This is a genomic window from Ruegeria sp. BG11, assembly GCF_056538565.1.
Genome location: NZ_JBQFTH010000009.1, coordinates 154,902 through 175,516, shown reverse-complemented (window position 1 = coordinate 175,516; position 20,615 = coordinate 154,902). Strand labels below are relative to the sequence as shown.

Annotated in this window: 21 protein-coding genes; 7 read left to right on the top strand and 14 right to left on the bottom strand. The window is 54.7% G+C overall.

Annotated features, from left to right (window positions below; all coding sequences use genetic code 11):
• Nucleotides 1–8: 8 nt before the first annotated feature.
• Genes sstT through ACR0JF_RS15775 form a run of 3 tightly spaced genes read right to left on the bottom strand, consistent with a single transcriptional unit; the run spans nt 9 to nt 1,574 of the window.
• The gene (sstT, locus tag ACR0JF_RS15785; RefSeq protein ID WP_480669538.1) at nt 9–605 is read right to left on the bottom strand and encodes a serine/threonine transporter SstT; all 597 of its coding nucleotides are present in this window, start codon (nt 603–605) and stop codon (nt 9–11) included.
• A gap of 60 nt (nt 606–665) precedes the next feature.
• Nucleotides 666–1,373: an IS6 family transposase gene (locus ACR0JF_RS15780; protein ID WP_170660741.1), complete on the bottom strand. Its 708-nt coding sequence runs from the start codon at nt 1,371–1,373 to the stop codon at nt 666–668.
• A gap of 9 nt (nt 1,374–1,382) precedes the next feature.
• On the bottom strand, nt 1,383–1,574 hold the full coding sequence (locus ACR0JF_RS15775; protein ID WP_480669537.1) for a GFA family protein: 192 nt from the start codon (nt 1,572–1,574) through the stop codon (nt 1,383–1,385).
• Nucleotides 1,575–1,789: 215 nt separating this feature from the next.
• On the opposite strand from ACR0JF_RS15775, the gene ACR0JF_RS15770 reads away from it, so the two are divergent.
• Complete coding sequence (locus ACR0JF_RS15770) at nt 1,790–2,284, top strand: DUF6714 family protein (protein WP_170517372.1); 495 nt, start codon at nt 1,790–1,792, stop codon at nt 2,282–2,284.
• Between the two features lie 179 nt (nt 2,285–2,463).
• Here the strand turns inward: ACR0JF_RS15770 and ACR0JF_RS15765 are convergent, their stop codons facing one another.
• The 3 genes from ACR0JF_RS15765 to ACR0JF_RS15755 all read right to left on the bottom strand — a co-directional run bounded on the left by ACR0JF_RS15765 (nt 2,464) and on the right by ACR0JF_RS15755 (nt 4,309).
• On the bottom strand, nt 2,464–2,604 hold the full coding sequence (locus tag ACR0JF_RS15765; RefSeq protein ID WP_170403785.1) for a hypothetical protein: 141 nt from the start codon (nt 2,602–2,604) through the stop codon (nt 2,464–2,466).
• Between the two features lie 69 nt (nt 2,605–2,673).
• A complete protein-coding gene (locus tag ACR0JF_RS15760; RefSeq protein ID WP_170660740.1) occupies nt 2,674–3,507 on the bottom strand; it encodes an alpha/beta hydrolase family protein in 834 nt (277 codons plus the stop codon).
• Between the two features lie 328 nt (nt 3,508–3,835).
• Nucleotides 3,836–4,309: a hypothetical protein gene (locus ACR0JF_RS15755; protein ID WP_170800051.1), complete on the bottom strand. Its 474-nt coding sequence runs from the start codon at nt 4,307–4,309 to the stop codon at nt 3,836–3,838.
• 307 nt (nt 4,310–4,616) lie between these two features.
• Between ACR0JF_RS15755 and ACR0JF_RS15750 the strand changes: the two genes are divergently transcribed.
• On the top strand, nt 4,617–5,528 hold the full coding sequence (locus tag ACR0JF_RS15750; protein WP_480561245.1) for a homocysteine S-methyltransferase family protein: 912 nt from the start codon (nt 4,617–4,619) through the stop codon (nt 5,526–5,528).
• Nucleotides 5,529–5,736: 208 nt separating this feature from the next.
• On the opposite strand, the gene ACR0JF_RS15745 is transcribed toward ACR0JF_RS15750, so the two are convergent.
• Nucleotides 5,737–6,132 carry a hypothetical protein gene (locus tag ACR0JF_RS15745; protein ID WP_170660738.1) on the bottom strand — a complete coding sequence of 132 codons (396 nt, stop codon included), beginning with the start codon at nt 6,130–6,132 and terminating at the stop codon, nt 5,737–5,739.
• Between the two features lie 327 nt (nt 6,133–6,459).
• On the opposite strand from ACR0JF_RS15745, the gene ACR0JF_RS15740 reads away from it, so the two are divergent.
• Nucleotides 6,460–7,533, top strand: coding sequence for an MFS transporter (locus ACR0JF_RS15740; RefSeq protein WP_170660737.1), 1,074 nt, complete (start codon nt 6,460–6,462; stop codon nt 7,531–7,533).
• 45 nt (nt 7,534–7,578) lie between these two features.
• On the opposite strand, the gene pip is transcribed toward ACR0JF_RS15740, so the two are convergent.
• On the bottom strand, nt 7,579–8,535 hold the full coding sequence (pip, locus tag ACR0JF_RS15735; protein WP_170660736.1) for a prolyl aminopeptidase: 957 nt from the start codon (nt 8,533–8,535) through the stop codon (nt 7,579–7,581).
• 237 nt (nt 8,536–8,772) lie between these two features.
• Here pip and ACR0JF_RS15730 point away from each other — a divergent pair, with 237 nt between their 5' ends.
• A complete protein-coding gene (locus tag ACR0JF_RS15730) occupies nt 8,773–9,744 on the top strand; it encodes a TRAP transporter substrate-binding protein DctP (RefSeq protein ID WP_170660735.1) in 972 nt (323 codons plus the stop codon).
• A gap of 367 nt (nt 9,745–10,111) precedes the next feature.
• Here the strand turns inward: ACR0JF_RS15730 and ACR0JF_RS15725 are convergent, their stop codons facing one another.
• Nucleotides 10,112–11,245 carry a patatin-like phospholipase family protein gene (locus tag ACR0JF_RS15725; protein WP_170660734.1) on the bottom strand — a complete coding sequence of 378 codons (1,134 nt, stop codon included), beginning with the start codon at nt 11,243–11,245 and terminating at the stop codon, nt 10,112–10,114.
• 190 nt (nt 11,246–11,435) lie between these two features.
• On the opposite strand from ACR0JF_RS15725, the gene ACR0JF_RS15720 reads away from it, so the two are divergent.
• Both ACR0JF_RS15720 and ACR0JF_RS15715 read left to right on the top strand, forming a co-directional pair.
• Complete coding sequence (locus tag ACR0JF_RS15720) at nt 11,436–12,581, top strand: efflux RND transporter periplasmic adaptor subunit (RefSeq protein ID WP_480669536.1); 1,146 nt, start codon at nt 11,436–11,438, stop codon at nt 12,579–12,581.
• Between the two features lie 15 nt (nt 12,582–12,596).
• Nucleotides 12,597–15,731, top strand: coding sequence for an efflux RND transporter permease subunit (locus ACR0JF_RS15715; RefSeq protein WP_170660732.1), 3,135 nt, complete (start codon nt 12,597–12,599; stop codon nt 15,729–15,731).
• Nucleotides 15,732–15,864: 133 nt separating this feature from the next.
• Here the strand turns inward: ACR0JF_RS15715 and ACR0JF_RS15710 are convergent, their stop codons facing one another.
• Complete coding sequence (locus tag ACR0JF_RS15710) at nt 15,865–16,509, bottom strand: IS6 family transposase (protein WP_480669546.1); 645 nt, start codon at nt 16,507–16,509, stop codon at nt 15,865–15,867.
• Between ACR0JF_RS15710 and ACR0JF_RS15705 the strand changes: the two genes are divergently transcribed.
• Entirely contained in the window at nt 16,432–16,716 is a 285-nt protein-coding gene (locus ACR0JF_RS15705; protein WP_480669547.1) for a hypothetical protein, read from the top strand. The genes ACR0JF_RS15710 and ACR0JF_RS15705 overlap by 78 nt on opposite strands.
• Here ACR0JF_RS15705 and ACR0JF_RS15700 read toward each other — a convergent pair.
• The 4 genes from ACR0JF_RS15700 to ACR0JF_RS15685 all read right to left on the bottom strand — a co-directional run bounded on the left by ACR0JF_RS15700 (nt 16,706) and on the right by ACR0JF_RS15685 (nt 20,594).
• Entirely contained in the window at nt 16,706–17,959 is a 1,254-nt protein-coding gene (locus ACR0JF_RS15700; RefSeq protein ID WP_170365936.1) for a carbohydrate porin, read from the bottom strand. The two genes, ACR0JF_RS15705 and ACR0JF_RS15700, sit on opposite strands and share 11 nt — an antisense overlap.
• Before the next feature lie 41 nt (nt 17,960–18,000).
• Nucleotides 18,001–18,366, bottom strand: a complete 366-nt coding sequence (locus tag ACR0JF_RS15695; RefSeq protein ID WP_170342826.1) for a DoxX family protein — start codon at nt 18,364–18,366, stop codon at nt 18,001–18,003.
• 78 nt (nt 18,367–18,444) lie between these two features.
• A complete protein-coding gene (locus ACR0JF_RS15690) occupies nt 18,445–18,846 on the bottom strand; it encodes a hypothetical protein (protein WP_170364433.1) in 402 nt (133 codons plus the stop codon).
• A gap of 68 nt (nt 18,847–18,914) precedes the next feature.
• The gene (locus ACR0JF_RS15685) at nt 18,915–20,594 is read right to left on the bottom strand and encodes an amidohydrolase family protein (protein ID WP_170392031.1); all 1,680 of its coding nucleotides are present in this window, start codon (nt 20,592–20,594) and stop codon (nt 18,915–18,917) included.
• Nucleotides 20,595–20,615: the final 21 nt, after the last annotated feature.

The window sequence follows — 20,615 nt, the reverse complement described above, 5'->3', positions numbered from 1 at the left end:
CGCAGTGTCTAAGCGGGCAGCTGTGCCTCGGACAGCTTTCGTGGGTAGGGATCTCCTTGTTTGTACGATCCCGCCGCGGTGAACAGAACGTCGGTCGATGAGTTCAGGCCGGTCTCCGCAGAGTCTTGCAACACGCCGATAATGAAGCCGATGCTCACCACTTGCATGGCCGTTGCGTTGTCGATGCCGAACAAGCTGGCGGCCATTGGGATCAGCAACAGTGATCCTCCAGCTACCCCCGAGGCCCCGGTGGCAGCAATCGAGGCAATGATGCTCAGGAACACGGCCGAGATGAAATCAACCTGAATACCCATTGTATGAACGGTGGCCAGCGTCATGACAGTAATGGTGATCGCAGCGCCAGCCATGTTGATGGTAGCACCGATTGGAATCGTGACCGAGTAAGTCTCTTCATCCAAATCCATTCGGCGGCAAAGATCCATGTTCACAGGAATATTTGCGGCCGAGCTGCGCATGAAGAATGCGGTAACACCGGACTCTTTAAGGCATGTGAAAACCAACGGATATGGGTTTTTGCGGATGCGCAGGAACACGATCAGCGGGTTAACAACCAGCGCCATGAAAATCATGCAGCCGAGCAGCACCCCCAGAGGTGCTGTCAGACGAATTCGAACCAGTCTCAGTTTGCCGCGGAAACCGTGAACCTATCCGGAACAAAGTTGACGCCACTCGGTAAGAGCGGCGCTGCGGGTCAACTTGAAGGTGTCTCGGCTGGTGAGCGATCGTTCCTGATTGAAGTGATTGTAGACGGAGGAATGAACGGAGGCGAATTTCTGTAAACTTCGCATGCGCCTGAAACGCTGCATCGCGCGTTCGCGTCGTCGAAACGGCAGGTGCGAGTTCTCGACGCGGTTGTTGAGCCACCTGCCCGTCTGCTGTTTTTCGAGAGCACCAAGCTCTCTGAGAGCGGCCCGGTACGATGCGAAGCGATCCGTGACGACGGTTTCCACCTTACCGTGTCGCTTCATTAACTTCTTGAGGAATTTCAGTGCTGCAGCTTTGTTTCGGCGTTTGGTGACAACGGCTTCCAGCACCTCGCCTTCGTGATCAACAGCCCGCCAAAGATAATGCCGCTTGCCATTTACCTTCACGAAAACTTCGTCCACGTGCCACTTCCATTTGGAGAACGCGCGCAGTTGCTGAACACGCTTCCGTCTGATCTCAGCAGCAAACATCGGCCCGAACCTGTTCCACCAATATCGGACAGTTTCGTGGCTCACGTCGATGCCTCGCTCGTGCAACAGATCTTCGACATTCCGAAGCGAAAGTGGGAAACGGATGTATAACATCACCGCAAGGCGGATGATCTCGGGGCTGGTTTTAAAGTATTTGAAGGAGGCAGGTTTGGTCATGGGCAAAAGCTACGAAAGCCCCCTGCCCCACTCAACCCAAGTTCTTCTGACAAGACCGCACCAGGCATTGACCGGCGCCGAATGCCATTTTCTACAAGAGTGGCAATGACAATAAGCCATAACCATCGGCTCACCGACAGTAGAAACTCTACATGCGCCGCAGTAGCAGATTCCTTGGTAGGTTTCAGAATCGCCGCTCATCATCTTTTCCCAAATCGATCAAGGGCGCTCTTTGTAACACACTAAGGACACCCGGCTTCCGCAATACATTTCTAAACATACAACCCAATTTTGCTGCCCCAAAGTAGCTTCTTCATCTCCGCTGCTGAACTTCGAACGATATCCTGAAAAAGCCTCTGTCCGGTGTCCATGGCAATCACTCGATTTCGGGGTTTCAGCCAGTTTAATATGTCACCATGCCAAAGGTAACGACAACAACGGAAGCTCTTGCAACCCGGATCACTGCTGCATTTGACGGCCTTGATCCACCTGCTGATGATGAACTTCTTCACCCCGAAAGTATGGATGACGTGGATATTCTTGAATTCTATGGAGGGGTCAAATGGCATGAGATGACCGATCAAATGATCGTATACGGGTACGCAGCCCCCACTGCCTTCAGCGCCAAGGCCTTTCAGTATTATTTGCCCGCGTATCTGCTTTGGACTCTGCGAAATTCAGACAGTCCGGAATATGCCAGTGAAAGCATCCTACTTGCACTCGACCCCGGCACATCGAAAGAACTGCTGCATGAGTTCAGGAAGTCCAAGTTCAACCAATTGACGCCTGCACAGAACGAGGCCGTGTTGAGGTTTCTGTACTATTTTAGCGACCATCCTGATCTCGGTGAGTTAGCGGAAACTGCATTGGTCAACTACTGGATTGACCAAGGCGTGCGGTCACCGGGTTGATTATTTCTACCTATCTGATGTGGCTCTTCGCAGCGCTTTTTTGTCCTAACCGGTTTACTGCTGTCAGTGACTGAGAATGAGCAATGGCAACGGCTATGGGGCGGTTCCAGTGCGCTGTCACTTGGCCTTTTTGCAATATCCATGGCAGCGGGTGGTTTACTCAGAGGCCAGATAAGAATTCATTTTTCGATTATCCGCCGCTCCAGCCAGCCGCGTTTGTTCTTCAGCGCTATCGCATTGGTGTCCGCCGCCTGCGCCGGTGTCATCATTGCTGCTATCTGGGCAATTTCCTTTAAGGGTAAGTGAAGTTCACCCGACACGGTGTGCCTCGGAGCAAATGGGCTAGTTTTGGCTGAGCGATCACCCGACCGCTGTGATTTCGTGGTTCGTCAGTTTTCCAGGCTTTCGAACCAGTCGAGCGCCATCGTTCCCCATTCCTTTGGATAGCCGTGCCCACCGTCGTGTAAAAAGAGTTCAAGACTACCGTGTTCGCATTCCCACCGTTTGCGCCAAAGATTGGCCGTCACTTCGTTTTCTGTCGCGTTGTGTTGGCATTCGTTTCTTCGCCGCCATAACGAAAGACCCTCCCAGACATCGGCCTGGGTAATGGTGATATCGAACTCTTCATTGTGTATTGATCTGCCCTCAAGCGGCACAACCTTGTCAGTGAAACCGTGCGTATGAAGCATATGTACCGGGTCAAGACACTCCTGGGTCATGGGAAGCCAGAAGCCACCGGACGCAGGAGCATAGCCACGCGCCAGGTCAGGCGCGAGGCACGCAACTTCCCACACCATGGAACCACCTCGTGAGAACCCTGTCAGCAGCACCTGGTCCGGGTCTACGTCTGCACGGATCACGAGATCCGCCAGCACGTCACGGAGAAACCTGACATCAGAGCGGGGATAGGTAATCCACCCATCCCTAACCGACCAGTCAGCAGGTTTTCCTTCCAGCCATGGCAATGCGGTCGGTGCCACAAACGCATAACCCCGCGCAGTGAATGTTTCGACGAACTGCTTGTTTTTAAGTACCTTTGCTCCGGACCCGCCATAACCATGCAAGTGCATCACGACCGGCCCGCCCCGCCATTCATCTGGCAGGGCGATGTGGTATTCACCGGTGTCTATTTTGCAGGGATTGGATACATCTCCACAATCAAGCGCAAAGGCCTGCCCCGAAATCAGAAACATGGACAATGCGATTGTTACCTTTTCGAGCATATCTGGATCCCTCCCGATGTCTGACCGTACCATATTACGGAAAGGGCTTTTTTGAGACGGCGGTGGTGCAGAATTCCACTTTGCTGAGCAGCCTCACCTGACTGATCCAAAATGATCGTTAGTGCATCAGCGGCTTTTGCTCCATGGGTATGATGGTTTGAGGTGCTGGCGGACGATACACGAACTCACATTTCGTGGGACTAAGCGGACGTACGCCGCACTAATGCAAGTTATCCCGGAAGGATTGAGGCCAAGCCGCAAAAGCCACTTAAGACCGAATTAGTTCGAGACCAATCGAAACTGGACAGATACTAGATCCGCTGCCGTCTTAGTCCGGGATTTCCACGGTTCCGACAATATGAGTTCGCCTCAGGGGCAGCGCTTGGTATGCTGAGGCGATATCTGTTGTCGCTATGCCGCTGCCAGTCATTCCTTCGTAGCGCCCCGTCCCGGTGACGATTTCCCAAGTGTTTGCCTCGCCTTTTTCCCCGGCCTTCCATCGCATGATAAAAGTGTCATCACCTTCACCGAAAACGCATATTCCATTGATTGAGTTGGTGCCGTCTTCAAATCCAAATCCAGAACCCAAACATCTGGCAGGCCCATCATCCATTGGACCCTCAATTACTTCGAAACCACCCCGATTGTCTGTTAGGTGAAAAATGTGATCCCCAAGGTCAAAGTTCTCTTGATTTAGAGGGTAGACATTGTTGATTTCGATGCGTTGCTCGTCAGCACTGGCGGGAACACCGAGTGTCGCCAAAAGCAGGCTAATCCGTAGGACTCTCATCTGGTCCTCCAAAGATTGCCACTCATCTTAAGGGCCTTCAAAGCATTTACAATCAGCAATAACTCTGCGGACCCACCACTAATGGTGTACGGGGTTACGCGGTTCCAGCCAATTGATGGCGGACCAAATCGGGCATCGGCAAGGGCTTGATGACGCTGCGGTGCAGCCCGCAGAAAAAGAATTTCGCTGCGGTTGCCAGTTGCCCGGCCAGATGAGGTCATGCTCAGGGAAGACACCCTGTCGTCGCCCTAAGGTTCACAGGAGACCCAAGACAATGTAGATTTCTATGAAGATTTGACAGCAATAGGCGTGGATCAGAATGGCGCGACAGTTCCCACTCGAAGGTGACAAGACCTTTCTGGTTTATGCCGGCACTGGCACAGACCTGATATTTAATCATGGGGTTGAGCTACCCGGTTTCGCGTCGTTTCCATTGCTGGAAGAACCTGACACCAGGGCAATACTGGCTGGTCAAATGCAGGCACTTGTCGATCTCGCCGGTGAAATGAGTGTCGGATGCATCCTTGATGCGCCCACATGGATGGCGAACGCCGACCGGGCAGCGCCTTTGGGGTACGATGCAGAACGGCTCGTTGAGGTGAACAAAGACGCGGTCAGTCTAATGGAAGACGTGCGCCAAGCTTCCGCTCGCAATGATATACTGGTGTCGGCCTGTATCGGCCCGCGCTATGATCCTTACGCCGACATCCCTCCGGTGACGGTCGAAGATGCACGCCAATACCACGCCGCACAAATGCACAGCCTGAAAGACACAAGCGTCGACCTGGTCACCGCTTATACGTTCAACCGTTCAAGTGAGGCTGCGGGATGCATCCTCGCCGCCGGAGACGCAGATCTGCCGATCATCATGTCTCTGGTTGTCGAAACGGACGGGTGTCTGGCGGACGGGACCAAACTTGTGGACGGAATTGATCAGATCGACGAGGCAACCGACTCGGCGGCGCTGTTTTTTATGGTCAACTGCGCTCATCCGACCCATTTCGCCGGAGCGCTTGGCAACCACCCCCGGCTGAGAGGCATGGTGGCGAACGCTTCGAGTTGCTCGCATGCGGAACTTGACGAAGCAGATGAGCTGGACGAAGGCGATCCAATTGAACTTGGTAAGCAGATTGCCGCGATTGCGAGGCAGAATCCGTCGATCCAAGTATTTGGAGGATGCTGCGGTACCGACATGCGCCATCTGAAGTCGATTGTCAGCGAATTGGCGTAGCCAACTTGGTACAATCTGAGCGATAGCACTGATATTTAAGGTGATACCGTGATTTTTTCCACAACTTGTTAGGAGACGGCCCAAAGCGGTCACTCAGCTGAGCACCTGGATACTGCGACCGCAGCCCTCTTTCCTGCCGTTCGCTGCGCGAGCGAAATTTGCAATTAACCAGATTTACGTCGAACAGGATACAATGAATCAACGAATTTTATTTGCTGGAGGCCGTGGACCATATCTTGGCTGAAATCCTGGATGGCAGGAGGTCCCTGAAGGAATGCCCTGGTCGCCACTCCACTTCGTGTATTTCATGAATGGTTTGGATATCCTCAACGGTCAGACGATCAAGCAGATTTACACCGGTAGAAGACTGGATCGCTTTCAGCACCGGTGCTTTGTGCGCAGGCGATTGCGCAACGACGTTGCCCAACTCGTCGTGATGCGCATCCATTGTGGGTTCGTAGAATTCATCTTCGATCATACCGCCAAACAAGCAGCTCGCGCCCTCGTGACGGTATGCACCAACGCCAAACTTTGGATTGAAAGCTTTTTTGTCCTGCGCTTCGAGGCGGGCAATGGCGGTGTCAAACAGGTCTGCAACACTCATGTTGGTTGATCCTCCTTCCATTGGGTAAGTTCGCAAAAACTACGTGTATGATGATATCAAGATCGGCAATGCAAGCCAGCGGGTCGAGGCACAATCTATGGCAAAAAGTTCAGCGCGATGAGTGGCTCAGACAAGCCAGCGGGTTCAACGGGGAAAAAGAACCGCGCGTACCTACTTTGGGGTGGCATTGCGGATTCCTTGTCCGATATTCTCGCCAGCCCGAGCATTGTGCTTCCATTTTTGTATCTGGCGCTTGGGGCTCCCCAATTTCTCGCGGGGCTGCTTCTTCCATGTGTAAAGGGTGCTCGTATTGTTGCTGAAGCCGTGATGTCTCCGTATGTGCGCGTGGGGGAACGCTCCAAAAAGGCGATGATCCTTCCCAACCTTGTCATTGCTTTGGTCCTAGTCGTTTTGGCGTTGTCGGGTGCGGCACTTCCCAATGGGGTCGTCATGGTGCTGTTTGTGCTGGTCGCCTTGGTAGTTGGCTGTTGCTACGGAATCTGGGCCTTGGGCAGTAACCACATCTACGGGTCGGAACTCGAAGACGAAGAACGAGGGCAGATCATCTTCACGCAACTGGCACTAAGTTGCATCATAGCGATAGTCCTCGTTTGGGCCACACGAGCGCTGATGACAGGAGAAACTCCGTTCGAGCGACATCGTGTTTTGCTTTGGTTGGGTGTGCTGGCACTTTTGGTTTCGTGCTTTTGCATGTTTCGACTTGTACTAACGAAATCGCCCGAAGAGGTTAGCAATCCGGAGGCTTCCGAGGAGAAAGAGACCTTTTTCAATCAGGTTTCGCGGGGTTGGTCCCTGGCGCTCCAATTTGCCTGGTTCCGCCGCTTCCTCGTCGCGCGACTTTTCTTTTTGTCAGTCGAACTGGCGACGCCATTCTACACAATTCATGCGGCTACATTTCACCTGTCTACTCCGCACATCCTGAGTATCTTCGTTACGGCAACAAGTGCTGGACGCGCACTTGGCGCGATCTTGTGGCGCCGGGTTGTTCGCAAGTCGATCCGCTACACAATCGCTGGCGCGTCTATGATCGCTTGCCTTTCGGCGCTTATGGCGATTGGATTCGACCTGTTCGGCCTGGCCAGCAACCCCTGGGTTTATGCCACAACGATCTTTTTTCTGTCCTTTGGAATCGGTGGGGAAACTGAAGGACGGTATTTGTATCTGCTTTCGATGTCCTCTGACACTAATCGCCCATATATGGTCGCGCTCGCAGACGCGGTGGCAGGTATAGGCGGGATCATTTTCGCTGCGGTGCTTGGACTGGTGGCGCAAATCCAAAGCGTCCTGTTTCCATTGATCGTTCTGGCCGGGCTTAATGCTATTTCTGTCTATCTTGCCCTGTCGCTGACCGAGAAACCGGAAAAAACGCCCTCAGGGTAATTCGTCCGTGCTGAGAGTTGAAATCTGTCGTCAGCTAAAGACAGGTTATTGCGACTGCAGTGCTTTGTTCGCTGCGGCGATGATGGCATCGGCAAGGGGGCCATAAAGGGTTCCGTGCAATCCACCCGGCACAATAACGAGTTCTGATCGAGGCAGGGCCCTATGCAGACGCCAAGGTGTCCACAAAGGAGCCGAGAGATCGAGCCGGCTGTGGATAAGATATGTCTTTAGATCAGCGAGTTTGGAGACTTGCTCTAATAATGGCGTGTCGAGCCAGGCAAGGTTGCGAAAGTAGTGGGTGACGACCCTTGCGAAACCAAGCCGAAAGCGTTCGTCATCGTAAGATAAATTGGGCTCTACGCGGGGGTCCAAGCTTACTACGGCGGCTTCCCATGTGCACCACGCGAGCGCGGCAGCGGACCTCAAGCTTGCGTCCTCACCCATCAGAAGATCGTTGTAACCGGCTGCAATTTCAATCCCGTCGTGAGCTTCGGGTACTAAAGCATGGAACTGTTCATGTGCCTCGGGCAAAAACCGACGGGCTCCAAAATAGAGAAAGTCGAGGTCTTCGCTGGATGTCATTGCCACCGCCGCAAGGATTAAACCGCTCACCCGGTCCAGATGTTCCAGCGCGTAGGCCACGGCAAGCGTGGTACCCCATGAAGAACCATAAATGTACCAGTTCGCCAGCCCCAAACTTGCGCGTAATCGTTCAAGATCATGGATCAGGTGTTTTGTCGTATTCGCCGTGAGGCCATCCACGCTGTCGCCCGCGTGCGGCTTGGAGCGCCCCGCCCCTCTTTGGTCAATTGTCACAATGTGCCAACGTTCCGGATCGAACAACTGAACCATTTGCGGACGCGTCCCACCGCCGGGCCCTCCGTGCAGCAGCACAATAGCTGGCGCATTTTCGTTACCGAATGTTTGCCAAAACACAGAGTGGCCATCTTCTTCTGGTAAAACACCAGAGAGCAGAGGCAGCGAAGGATGATAGAGAGCCATTACGCTGTCATACACTGCTTTAGGAAGCCTCGATAGCTCGATGCACCCCGTCGCCGTGAAGCTTCTTCTCAGCGCGACAAAGCTTGCCCATTTCTTACGTCTGCCGGCGTTTCTAACTGTATTCGTATTGATCGCGAGATTTGCGTGGTTTGCGATTGGCGTGATTTTACAAGGCGCCGCTTGAAACCTAGGATAGAGAGGACTGGCACCAAAGTATCCATACAGGAGAGTGTTGTTATGAGAATGCTATCGGTAGCTACAGCTTTTGCTTGTATGATGTTTCTTCCTGTGGCGGCGCTTTCGCAAGTAAGTATGAGTGTGTATTCGGATACGCCGTCCACGCATCCGAAATCTAAACTGCTGGCGTCCTTGGTGACCCAGATTCGGGACCGAACCAAGGGGCGGATCAAAGCCGAGTTCTTTAGTGCAGAATCGGGTTTGTTTCCGAATGAAGACACCGCACTGGACGCCTTGGTCAACAATCAAGTTCAGATGGTCTGGCCTCCGGTGGCGCGTCTTGAACGCTTTGCCCCCGAATTCATGCTGCTGACGCTTCCGTATAGCATCGACTTGTTTGCCATTCGCGATGCAAAAGGCCACGCGGCGCTAGTAGACGACCTTTCAAACCGGCTTCACAATGTGGGCCTGGACATTTTGGGTCTAGCCCCGGCCGGATACACTCTGTTTGTGAGTAAGAACCCTCTGACCAGTGTTGACCAGCTGCCGGGAAAGATCGTCCGCGTACCAGGGTCGCCAATGCTGACGGATTACCTGGAAGCGATTGGAGCGAAAGGCGTCAACTTTCCAGCGCCTGAGTTGCCAAAGATCCTAGGAGACAAGAGGGTAGATGTCGTTTTAACGTCTTTCGCCGGATGGAACCTGATTGGCCCAACCGATGGGGAATATGTATTGGTTGATCTTGACATGCGCGTCGGGTTTTACGGTGCCGTATTAAACGATGACTGGCTCGCTTCGCTCGGTGAACGCGACAGACAAATCGTGATTGAAGAAGTGTCAAACACCTTAGCCGCGCGTTGGTTGCAACTTGAAGATGAAAGAGTTGCATTCGAGGAGCAAATGCGCGCGGTCGGCACGACATACACAGAAATCTCAGGGGCAGATGCGGCGGTCCTCAAAACTGCGGCAGACGCTATCAGGAGTGACTACATTGAACAATCGCCGGAGTTCATTCAAAACTATTTGAAGTGAGTGACCCAAGGCGTGTGTCTCTGATCTTATCCTTGCAAGCGTCCAGCTTGTACTTACGCAAACCAAAGGTCTCGATTCCTCAGATCATCGAGTAAAGGCCATGGGTTCTGAGTCTAGCGCGCTGTGTAACTCCGATGACGAGCGATCTTCCGGTGTATCCGTCCTCTTTGCTGATGATCCAGCCCAAACTTCAATTATTTTTGGCGTTCACGAACGACCGGAGTTGATGCAGATATATATATTGGAATACCCGCTCGTATTTGGCTTGCCGAATAGTCAAACGACAAATCGCTTCCGGACCCACCTGCCAATCAAAGTGCCCCATAAAAACCCAGAGTTTTCGGTATCGAGACATGTGTTACTGAATCTAGTTGGTGAGCTTCTTCACAACTTTATCAATCAACTCAGTGTTTTCTTTGACATAGCGCTGGCCAGAGGCCCGAATCTGGTCGATATTTTCTTGTTTAGGATTGAACCCATTGACGCCTGTCACCGCGTCTGGTGACAGGAAATAGCTGTCTATATCAATGGACGACTCAAAATCCGCATGTCTTTGCAATGCGTGCGAACTGACCGTCGCTTCTCCGTTGAAAACCATATGCATCATAGGAAAGAACCACTTAATCAATCCGCCACCTTCGGCGGTCGCGGGTGATACAGGCTGTCGCAGCTTGCTTCCAAGCGCGACAACTACGAATTCCTGATGTTCTGGCAGGTTCGAGCGCGCGTGCAGATACGCGATTTCACCCGGAGCGTTCAAAATCATGGCAGCATCCCCAAGGAATTCCCCAGATGCATGTTCGCCCGAGAACGTAACCGCAGGAAAATAAACCGGAGCACTGGTCACCGCCGTTACAAGTGAATGTAGATAGATGTTGCCTTCTACAGTATCCCAGTTTCGGAACACTCTAAGTCCGTTCTCTTTCTGCGAATAAGACGGGAACATAGCCGGGCGCAGAAGGTCATTGAACCTAGTGTCACCAAATGCTTGTTCATACACTCTAAAGCGGCCCTCATTTGGGATGGCCGGGCCGAACAGACCATGGCCCGTCAGTATTTTATGATAAATAGGGATTCCCAGAATTTCTCTTGCATATTGCTCATAGTCCTCCAGCGCTTTTTCGGCCGTGATCGGTTGTCCGTTCTCCCCGCTGGGGCTGAACAACAGCGCGGCTATGATTGCTCCGGTCGATGATCCGGCTACAAAGTCAAAAAGTTCGTGTACAGGCTTGCCTGATTTCTCCTCAAGCGCCTTCAGAACTTCAAGCTCTGCCAGACCATATAAGGCGCCACCGTTCATCGCCAGTATGCGCACCCGCTTGGGATCGTCGGTACGCCATTCCAGCGGATCATCAAAGTCTTTTGTATCCGGCCAGCCTGGCAGTTCAGACTGGCTGTCGTAAAAGTACCTGCCATAGAAAAACACGCTTGCGGCGTAAATCAGCACAAGAGGGATCATACAGACCAGAACAGTTCCGACTATTTGAATGAGGCGCTTCATACGGTCCCTGTCTCGATTGAGAAGATAGTTCAGTCATAGCTGCCCCTGCCAATTCATCAACCGCGATCGGTGAAACGGTCAGGTAGGTTCACCAAGCGCGCGGTGTTCATTTCGCCATTCTCACTTTGTTCGGGTCGCAAGGCGCCAATGGAGGTCCGGCTGCCTGAATGATTGACTGACGGGCAAACCAATGCAACGCTCGCAACAGTTGTTTTCATACAAAGGTGGATTTGAGTTGATGCGAAGTGTTTGGTTCGTTCTGGCAACAGCTCTTTTGTTTGTTTCGGCGGCCGCTCATGCGCAGACTGATGCGACCCCACCAAGTGTGCTTGTCCTGAAGGCCCAAACCCAAAAATCAGGCTTGACAGATTCCTATGTGGGCCGTGTCGAGGCGATCAGCACGGTGGATATCATGGCGCGTGTCGAAGGCACGTTAGATGCGCGAAAGTTCGTCGAAGGTGGGCTGGTCAAAACAGGCGATATCCTGTTTGAGATCGAACGAGATTCCTACCAGGCGCTGGTCGATCAATCCGCTGCGACGGTCAACGGCGCAAAGTCGACCGCAAAAGGCGCTGAGGTGGACTACGAGCGTCAGCTGGCCCTGCTGCAGCGCGACGATGTTCCGCAATCCACGGTTGACTCGGCACAGGCAACGCTTGGCGCGGATCAGGCTGCGGTCAGTAAGGCCGAAGCGGAACTGGAACAGGCGAAAATCAATCTAAGCTATACAACGATCACCAGCCCAATCGACGGTCGCATATCGAAGTCAAACGTCGACGTTGGCAATCTTGTTAGCTCAAACTCCGGCGTGCTTGCGACCATCACCAGCGTCGATCCGATTTATGTCAGCCTCTACGTCAGCGAGCGTGATCTGATCCAAAAGCGGCAGCAAGGACTGATCGGACAAAATACATCGACGCTGGGTGTTCGGCTGGAACTGAGTAGCGGGGCGACCTATGCGCAAAGCGGGCAGGTTACCTACATCAGCAACGAAATCGAAGCGGCAACCGACACGATTGAAATCCGTGCCACATTCGAAAACTCTGACGGTCTGCTGATCCCCGGACAAGTGGTGACGGTCACCTTCGACGATCCTAATGCCAAAGAAGTGGTTGTGATCCCTCAGACCGCCATCCAATTGGACCAAAAGGGTCACTTCGTGTTTGTTGTGAACAGCGACAACGTCGCAAAACGGCAGGATGTTACCTTGGGGGCACAAACTGGTCTTGACTGGGTGGTCTCTTCGGGCCTGCAGGCCGGGGACTTGGTCATCGTTCAGGGTCTGCAACGGGTCCGGGAGGATGAAAAAGTCACCCCGACCGAGAACCAATCCTAAGCGGTAGTCCTTAATATGCTATCCAAATTCTTCATTGATCGTCCGAACTTTGCCATTGTTCTGGCTGTGATTATGGTTCTGCTGGGTGCCATCGCGACCCGATTGGTACCCATCGCCGAATTCCCGTCAATCGCTCCGCCACAGATCCAGGTCACAGCGAGCTATCCCGGCGCTAATGCTGCTCTGATCCGGGACGCTGTGGCAACACCTATCGAAGAAGAAGTGAACGGAGTTGAGGGCATGATCTACATGTCCTCCTCGTCGTCGAGCGAAGGTACATACAGTCTGACAATCACTTTCGATATTAACACCGACCCGGATATTGCCGCGGTAAATGTGCAAAACCGCGTCGCGCTGGCCACAGCGCTTCTGCCCGAGACGGTGACTCAGCAAGGGATTTCCACCTCGAAGCAGAACAGCAACATGCTGCAGGTGATTAACCTGGTATCGCCCAATAAAACCTACGATCAACTGTTTCTGAGCAACTATTCGGCGGATTTCCTGCAAGACCCTCTCAGCCGCATCGACGGAGTGGGTGCAACAACGCAGTTTGGTCAGTTGAACTATTCCATGCGGATCTGGCTGACCACGGATCAGATGGCGGCCCTTAACATTGATGCCACTGACGTGGAAGCCGCGATACAGGCACAAAATATCGAAGCCGCAGCAGGGCAGATTGGCGCGGCCCCGTTCGACGATGAAACGACTGCGTTTCAGTTCACTTTGGATGCTCAAGGCCTGTTGGACGATCCAAAACAGTTCGAGAACATCATTGTTCAAGCGCAGGATGACGGCTCATTTGTGCGTCTTAAGGACATTGCCCGCATCGAATTAGGCGCTGAGAACTATTCCGCCATCGCCTACTACAACGGTCAGCCTTCCGCGATCCTTGCGATTTTTCAGGAAAGCGGAGCCAACGCAATCGATGTCTCTACAGCCGTACAGACCGAGATCGAAAAACTGGCCCAACAATTCCCCGATGATGTAGAATACATCCTTGCCTATGACGTGACCGACGCGGTGCGTCAGTCGATCGAAGAGATAATCACAACACTGGCCATAACAGCCGCCATCGTTGTTGCCGTGACCTTTGTGTTCCTGCTGAGCATACGCGCCACGATCATCCCAGCGGTTGCCATCCCTGTGTCCCTTCTGGGGACGATTGCTCTCATCTACCTGATTGGGTTTAGCGCCAATATGATCACTCTTTTTGCTTTGGTACTGGCCATCACTCTGGTGATTGATGATGCGATCATCATCATCGAAAACACCGAACGGATCATGGAAGAAGACGGTCTGGAGCCGCGCGAGGCAACGCTCAAGGCCATGTCGCAGGTTACGCGACCGATCATCGCAACAACTTTTGTTCTGGCCGCCGTGTTCATACCGGTCTGCTTCTTTCCGGGCATTACCGGCCGCATCTACCTTCAATTCGCCCTGACAATCACCTTTGCCTTCACCCTTTCTGCAATAAACGCCCTCACGCTAGGCCCGGTACTGTGCGCTCAGTTTCTAAGTCGTAAAACCGGGCATCCCAAAGGGATTGCCCGCATCATACCCAAAGCGATCAACCGATGCCGGGATGTCTATGTGGCACTGGTCAGGCTCACGCTGAGGTTCAAGGCCCTGTGCCTGATCCTATACGCTGGCGTTGTGGCCGGAACCGTGTATCTGTTCCTGCACACACCCACCGGGTTTATCCCGCCCGAAGACAACGGCGTTCTCTTTGCCAGCATTACCCTGCCCGATGGTGCATCGCTTCAGCGCACCGAAGAGGTGTTGCTGGACATCGGCGAACAGGTCAAAGAGCACCCCGGAGTTGCTTCGGTGACGTCGGTTGCAGGGTTCAGCCTGATCGCCGGGGACAAGTCAAATGTAGGTATGTTGGTGATGCTTCTCGATCCATGGGACGAGAGGAAATCCAAGGAAACCCAGTGGTATAACATCATGTTCGCCTTGAACGATATTCTCGCGACAAGACCAGAGGCGACCTCGTTTGTTTTCCCACTACCTGCTATTTCCGGCGTCGGGCAGGCAGGCGGCCTGTCGGCACAACTGCTGGATCTGCAGTCCCATGACGTGCAGGAGTTTGATGCGGTTAAAAACGGCTTGCTTGCCGCATTGATGAAACAGCCTCAAGTGCAGCAGGCCTACAGCTCCATGTCAGCCAATGCACCCCAGTATTTCCTAGATATAGACCGAGACCGGGCCGAAGCGCTGCAAGTGGATGTTAGCAAGATTTTCACCGCTCTGCAGGCAAGTTTTGGGTCACTGTACGTGAACAATTTCGTGCGCGGCGGCCGGGTCTATTGGGTGGTCATGTCAGCAGATGCAAAACACCGGCAATCGTTGGATGAGATTGAAGGAGTGTATGTCAAGAATGCGTCAGGCACCGCGCTGCCGCTGCGGACATTCGTGACCGTCAAGCCGCAACTGGGGGCCGAGATCCTTTATCGCTACAACTTGTTCAATTCAGCGTCGATCAGTACCCAGCTGCAAACGGGGGTCAGCTCTGGCGAAGGCATCGCGCTGGTTGAGCAGGTCGCCGCGAGCACCCTGCCCGAAGGCTACATCCTAGAGTGGACGGACGTATCACTGCAGGAGGTCCAAACCGGTGACCTCGTTCTCATTATCCTGGCGCTTGCGGTGGTTTTTGCCTATTTGTTTATGGTCGCCCAATATGAAAGCTGGATTTTGCCCCTTGCGATCATGGCGTCCACTATCTTTGCGGTTCTGGGCGCGCTCATTCCGCTGCAATTCATCCCCAACATCAACAACAATATCTACGCACAGATTGGGATCGTTCTGTTGATCGGCCTCGCCGCAAAGAAGGCCATCATGGTTGTCGAATTTGCCCATAACATGCGGCGCAATGAAGGCATATCTATTGATGATGCGGCGATCAAGGCCGCCCACATGCGGTTCCGGCCGGTCACGATGACGGGCCTATGCTTTATCATGGGCGTGCTGCCGCTGATGCTGGCCAGCGGTGCGGGCGCGGCGGGCCGGGTGTCTATCGGCTATCCAGTCTTTGCAGGCATGATCATCGACAGCACCCTCGGCCTTCTTATGATACCGGTATTGTACGCAGTGTTCCAAAGTCTGTCAGAGCGTTTGCCGGGCAATCCGCGTACAGCATGTTCAAAGTGAAAGCAATTCGGCTCAGAGGAGCGTAAAGAACGATGGCCTGGAAACAGGGGTGTCCGACAACTGGCCCGAATACTTGGATGGGTGCTGTCAGACTAATTCGAACCAGTCTCAGTTTACTGCGGAAACCGCGAACCTATTCCGAACAAAGCTGACGCCACTCGCTAAGAGCGGCGGTGCGTGTCAGCTTGAAGGTGTCCCGGCTGGTGAGCGATCTTTCCTGGTTGAAGTGGTTGTGGACCGAGGAATGGACGGAGGCGAATTTCTGCAAACTTCGCATGCGCCTGAATCGTTGCATCGCGCGTTCGCGTCGTCGAAACGGCAGGTGCGAGTTCTCGACGCGGTTGTTGAGCCACCTTCCCGTCTTTTGCGTTTGGAGCGCGCCCAGCTCTCTGAGCGCGGCTCTGTATGAGGCGAAGCGATCCGTGACGACGTTTTCCGCTTTACCGTGCCGCTTCATCAATTTCCTGAGGAATTTCAATGCCGCCTGCTTGTTTCGGCGTTTGGTAACGATTGCTTCCAGCACTTCGCCCTCATGATCGACGGCCCGCCAGAGGTAGTGTCTCTTGCCATTCACCTTCACGAAAACCTCGTCCACGTGCCACTTCCATTTGGAGAACGCGCGCAGGTGCTGAACACGCTTTCTTCGGATTTCAGCAGCAAACATAGGGCCAAACCTGTTCCACCAATATCGGACAGTTTCGTGGCTCACGTCGATGCCTCGCTCGTGCAGCAGATCTTCGACATTCCGAAGCGAGAGTGGAAATCGGATGTACAGCATCACCGCAAGGCGGATGATCTCTGGGCTGGTTTTGAAGTACTTGAAAGAGGCAGGTCTGGTCATGGGAAAAAGCTACGCAACCGCCCTGCCCGCCTCAAGCCAAGTTCTTCTGACAAGACCGCGATGGCTGCATGGGCCGTTCCGGCGCAGGCACGACACTCCCAACCAGACGGCATTCTATCCGCCGCTACTCAGGTCAAAGATTGATCCGCAGCCTCAAGCCGAAAACGGTCGTGTCCTGATCGTTGAAGCCCGGGTTGATCATGTGCTGGACGTCCGCCGTCAGGGCGACATTGTCCGACAGGTCCAACCGATAGAAGGCCTCCATTGTGGTCTGGGTGTCGAGCGTTTCATCTACCGGGTCCGCAACGGTCGCGCCAAACCCAAAGAGGTCGTCATAGAGGCCCGGCCGCCATAGAAGTCCAGCGTTGGCTGCGCGTCGGGCGATCGGCGCCTCACCCTCCGACCAGCCGAGGCGTCCGTAGATCATGAATTCCTCGTTGATCGTGTGGTTGGCAGACAGGATCGCCCCGTAGCTCTCCGGCACGCCTGCCTCGGTGCGTTCATCGACGTGAAATACCCCGAGGTGAACGTTGGTTAGAAAGCGCTTCGAGCGTTCGGGCGTCCATCCGATCTCGGCGTATTTGTAGAACTCGGGGCCACCGGGAAACCACTCGACATCGGTCAGCGAGCCGTTTGCATCCGACAGGACACCGAGGGCATAGATCTGGTCGGTCAGGAAACCGCCCCCCGCAATGCCGAAGCCGGGATCGGGGATCGGCAGGACCGGGCTGAACAGGATCGAGAAATTGGAGAAAGTCGTGCGTGGGTTCACGTAGCCGAGGATGTCCGAGTAGTCTCCCGGATCGATCCGGCCGGCCACGAAACCGGCCTTCCCGCCAGCGAGCGTCTGGGACCAGTAGGCGACGGAGAGGGTCGTGTCGGTGTCACTGAATGTCGTTGCGGTGACGCCCGCATAGCCGATTTCCCCGGCAAGCCCGCTTGGCGCGATGTCCGTGCCGAGCAGATGGCGGTTCTCCAATGTGAAGACCAATTGCCCGGGATTTTCGCCGCCGCGATTGAGCAGCGTCCACTGGCCCAGAATGCGCGCCTGGCCCAAGGCGGCCTCGTCGATATCGGTCAGGCTCTCGGTCGCGGACTGGTAATAGGCCTGGTAGTCGAAGGAGAGGTTCAGGCCGGTGCGTTCGGCAAAGCGTTGCCGCGATGCCTCCAAGGGGTCCAATGCCGCATCCAGCCCCGGCCAGCGAGAGTCCTGCAACCGCCGCACTCGGTCTTGTTCCAGTTGGGCCTGCGTGGATGCCGGGCCACCGAGCGAGACCGCTGCGGCGGCCTCCAGGGCGGACGTTGGCCGGCTTTCCTGCGCCAAGGCTCCGGTTGATAACCAGAAGCCAGCGACGATGACCGTACCGAGAAGCCTTGCCTGTCCCATATGAGGTCTCTCTTGTTGCTCTTGATTCTTCTTCGGCCCGCTCATGCAAGTATCGCCAGTACGACATCCCGGCCCGTCCAGAGGACGAAGGCCGAAAGCGTAGCCGTGATCATGGCAGGCACACCGTCTTTCCAAGTGTCCCAGATCAGATGACAACCGATTGCGCCAAGCGACGTGCCCAGAAGGGCAGCGGCCCCGAGCGGCCCGAGCAAGCTGCCTTGAAACCAGATCGCCACCGCCCCGAAAAGCTCGACACCACCGACAAGCGCCATGATCTGACGGTTCAGCCCGTATTTGACGAACATCGCCAGTTGCGTTTCGAAGATGAGCTTCTGCCAGCCAAGGATCTTGATCGAACTGGCGAAGAGAAAGAAGGCGGACAGCAGGCCAATGGCAACTATTTGCATAATACGACTCCGCCGACACACACAGGGCTGAAGTTCATTTGATGTTCCCTTCTGGATCGTCCCGAGTGTGCAGTCCGGTTACTTGAGATCGTCCTGCGCCTTGATCTCCGGCACACGGGCGAGGGCTTCGGCCATGTCGGCGCTGCTCATCAACTCGATCATCTGGTAATCCTCCAGCAACCCGTCACCGAGACGGCTGACATAGAAGGCCTGGATGAAGGTGGGGTCGTCCGGCAGGGCGACGGTGATGTAGTTCTTCCCGTTCCCAAGCCCCCAATAGTAGCTCAAAAGCTCGCCGCCGAGCGCCTCGATCCCACCCTTCACCGAGGCCGCGCGGTCCCCGGGATTGGCGATCTGCATCTCCCAGGCGGCGCTGTTGGATGCGCCGATAAACAGGAAGGTGCGCATGTCTTTTGTGTCCTGCGCCGCTGCAACTGTCGCAGAGACGCAAAGGGCTGTCGAAAGAAGGATCCTGTTCATCTTGCCACCCGGAATTGCTTCGATGTTGTGGTCAGTACAGCATGGCTGCCCTGACCGTTCTTGTGGGTTCAATGCCCCGGAGCTCCGGGAATGGAGTGTTCCAGCTCGGCAGGGCGGAGCGGGAACTCGGAATGCTCATCCTCTGGCGTTTCGATGTCGGCGTGCCAGGTGAATTCCTTGTCCCCGAGGTCCAGATCGATCTCGCCCCCTTCGATGACCGGGTAACGGATCGGCTGCCCGGGCCGCAGGTCGATATTAGCGACACCGTCGTCGATAATGACCTGCCCGCTCACCAGAACGTAGGGGATTCCCTTGGTGAAGGAGCCGTTCATGCCCTTCTTCATCGATGATGTTTCGGTGATCGTGTCGGGGTCGAAGATCGTGATATCCGCGATCATGCCTTCCTGCATCCGGCCGCGTTCCTGCATCGCCTTCAGGCCCACCTTGGAAAAGTACTTCGCGGGAATGTAGGAGGCGTTGTTCACCATCTCCATCAGCGCGATGCCCTGTTCACGGGCCTCGCGGAACACGATGCCATAGGTGCCGGCATTGCGCGGGTGCCCCCCGTACTCCGTGAAATCGGCCTCGATCGGCAGCGGTTCGCCATCGACGGTGAAGCCGACGATGTCGTTGGCGATCGCAATATCCTTCATGTGGATCCAGCGCTCCAGGTCTGCTTCGGGGCGGACTGTGATGAAAATCGGCTTGCTCGGATCCTCCTTCTGCTGCCGGAAGAACTCCTCGTCGGACTCGTAGAGTTCGCCGGTGCTGGTATCGAAGATATCGCGGGTCGGAACGATATTGTTCGCCTCGATCTTGTCCGGCAGCAGTTGCGGTGTCGCGATGTTCGGATTGCCGGTGATGGCCGGGTAGTATTCCGCGAAGATGGTCATTCCGCGCATTTGCAGGCGGCGCGCAAGCTCGTAGATTTCTTCCCACCCCTGGTTCTGGATGTGGGAAAGGATCAGGGCCCCGTCGAGCGCAACGGCGTTTGCGATCACCTCGTTTGCGCCCAGGGAATAGTAGAGCGGCAGGCTCTCGGTCGGACCGAAACGGGTATGGGCGCCAAAGAAGCGGTCATACTTCTTCGCCATTTTCTGAAGCGCGAAAATCTCCTTCGGATAGGTGTTGTATCCCATGTATCCCACCGTCGTGTTGACGGTGATCGCCCCGGCGCGAAGACCCTTTTCATACATGGTCATGACTTCGACGAGCTGATCCGCAGTCGGAATATCCAGCGCCCAGCTGGCATGTCCGTCTTCTTCCTCGGCTGCACCGCGTGACTTGAGGATGTAGGTCGGATCGGATGCCAGCTCGACTGAAACCCCATCCATCACGACACGCCGGATCTCCTCGTGCCCCATCCCGGAACCGAAGTTGAGAAAGGAATTGCCCTCGTACTTGTCGTAGAACAGGTCGGCATCCGCCACGCCGCTCTCGGTATCGAGGATCGTCGTCGTGCCATCATGGGCCATCATCTTCTGATCGAAGCCGCCAAAGGAATGCGAATGGGTGTTGATGAATCCCGGCGCGACTACATGCCCGGAAACGTCGATCTCGCGCTTGCCCGTCAAGGCATCTTCGGTGATCGCGGTGATCCTGTCGCCGGTCACGCAGACATTGCGCACGGCATCAAGATTGGTTTCCGGGTCCATGACGCGGCCGTTGAGAAGCGCGACGTCGCACTCCTGAGCAACCGCCATCGAACTGCAGAGGGCCATGAGAGTGGCAAGAGTGAGGTGTTTCACGGTCAGTCCTTCCGGGATGAT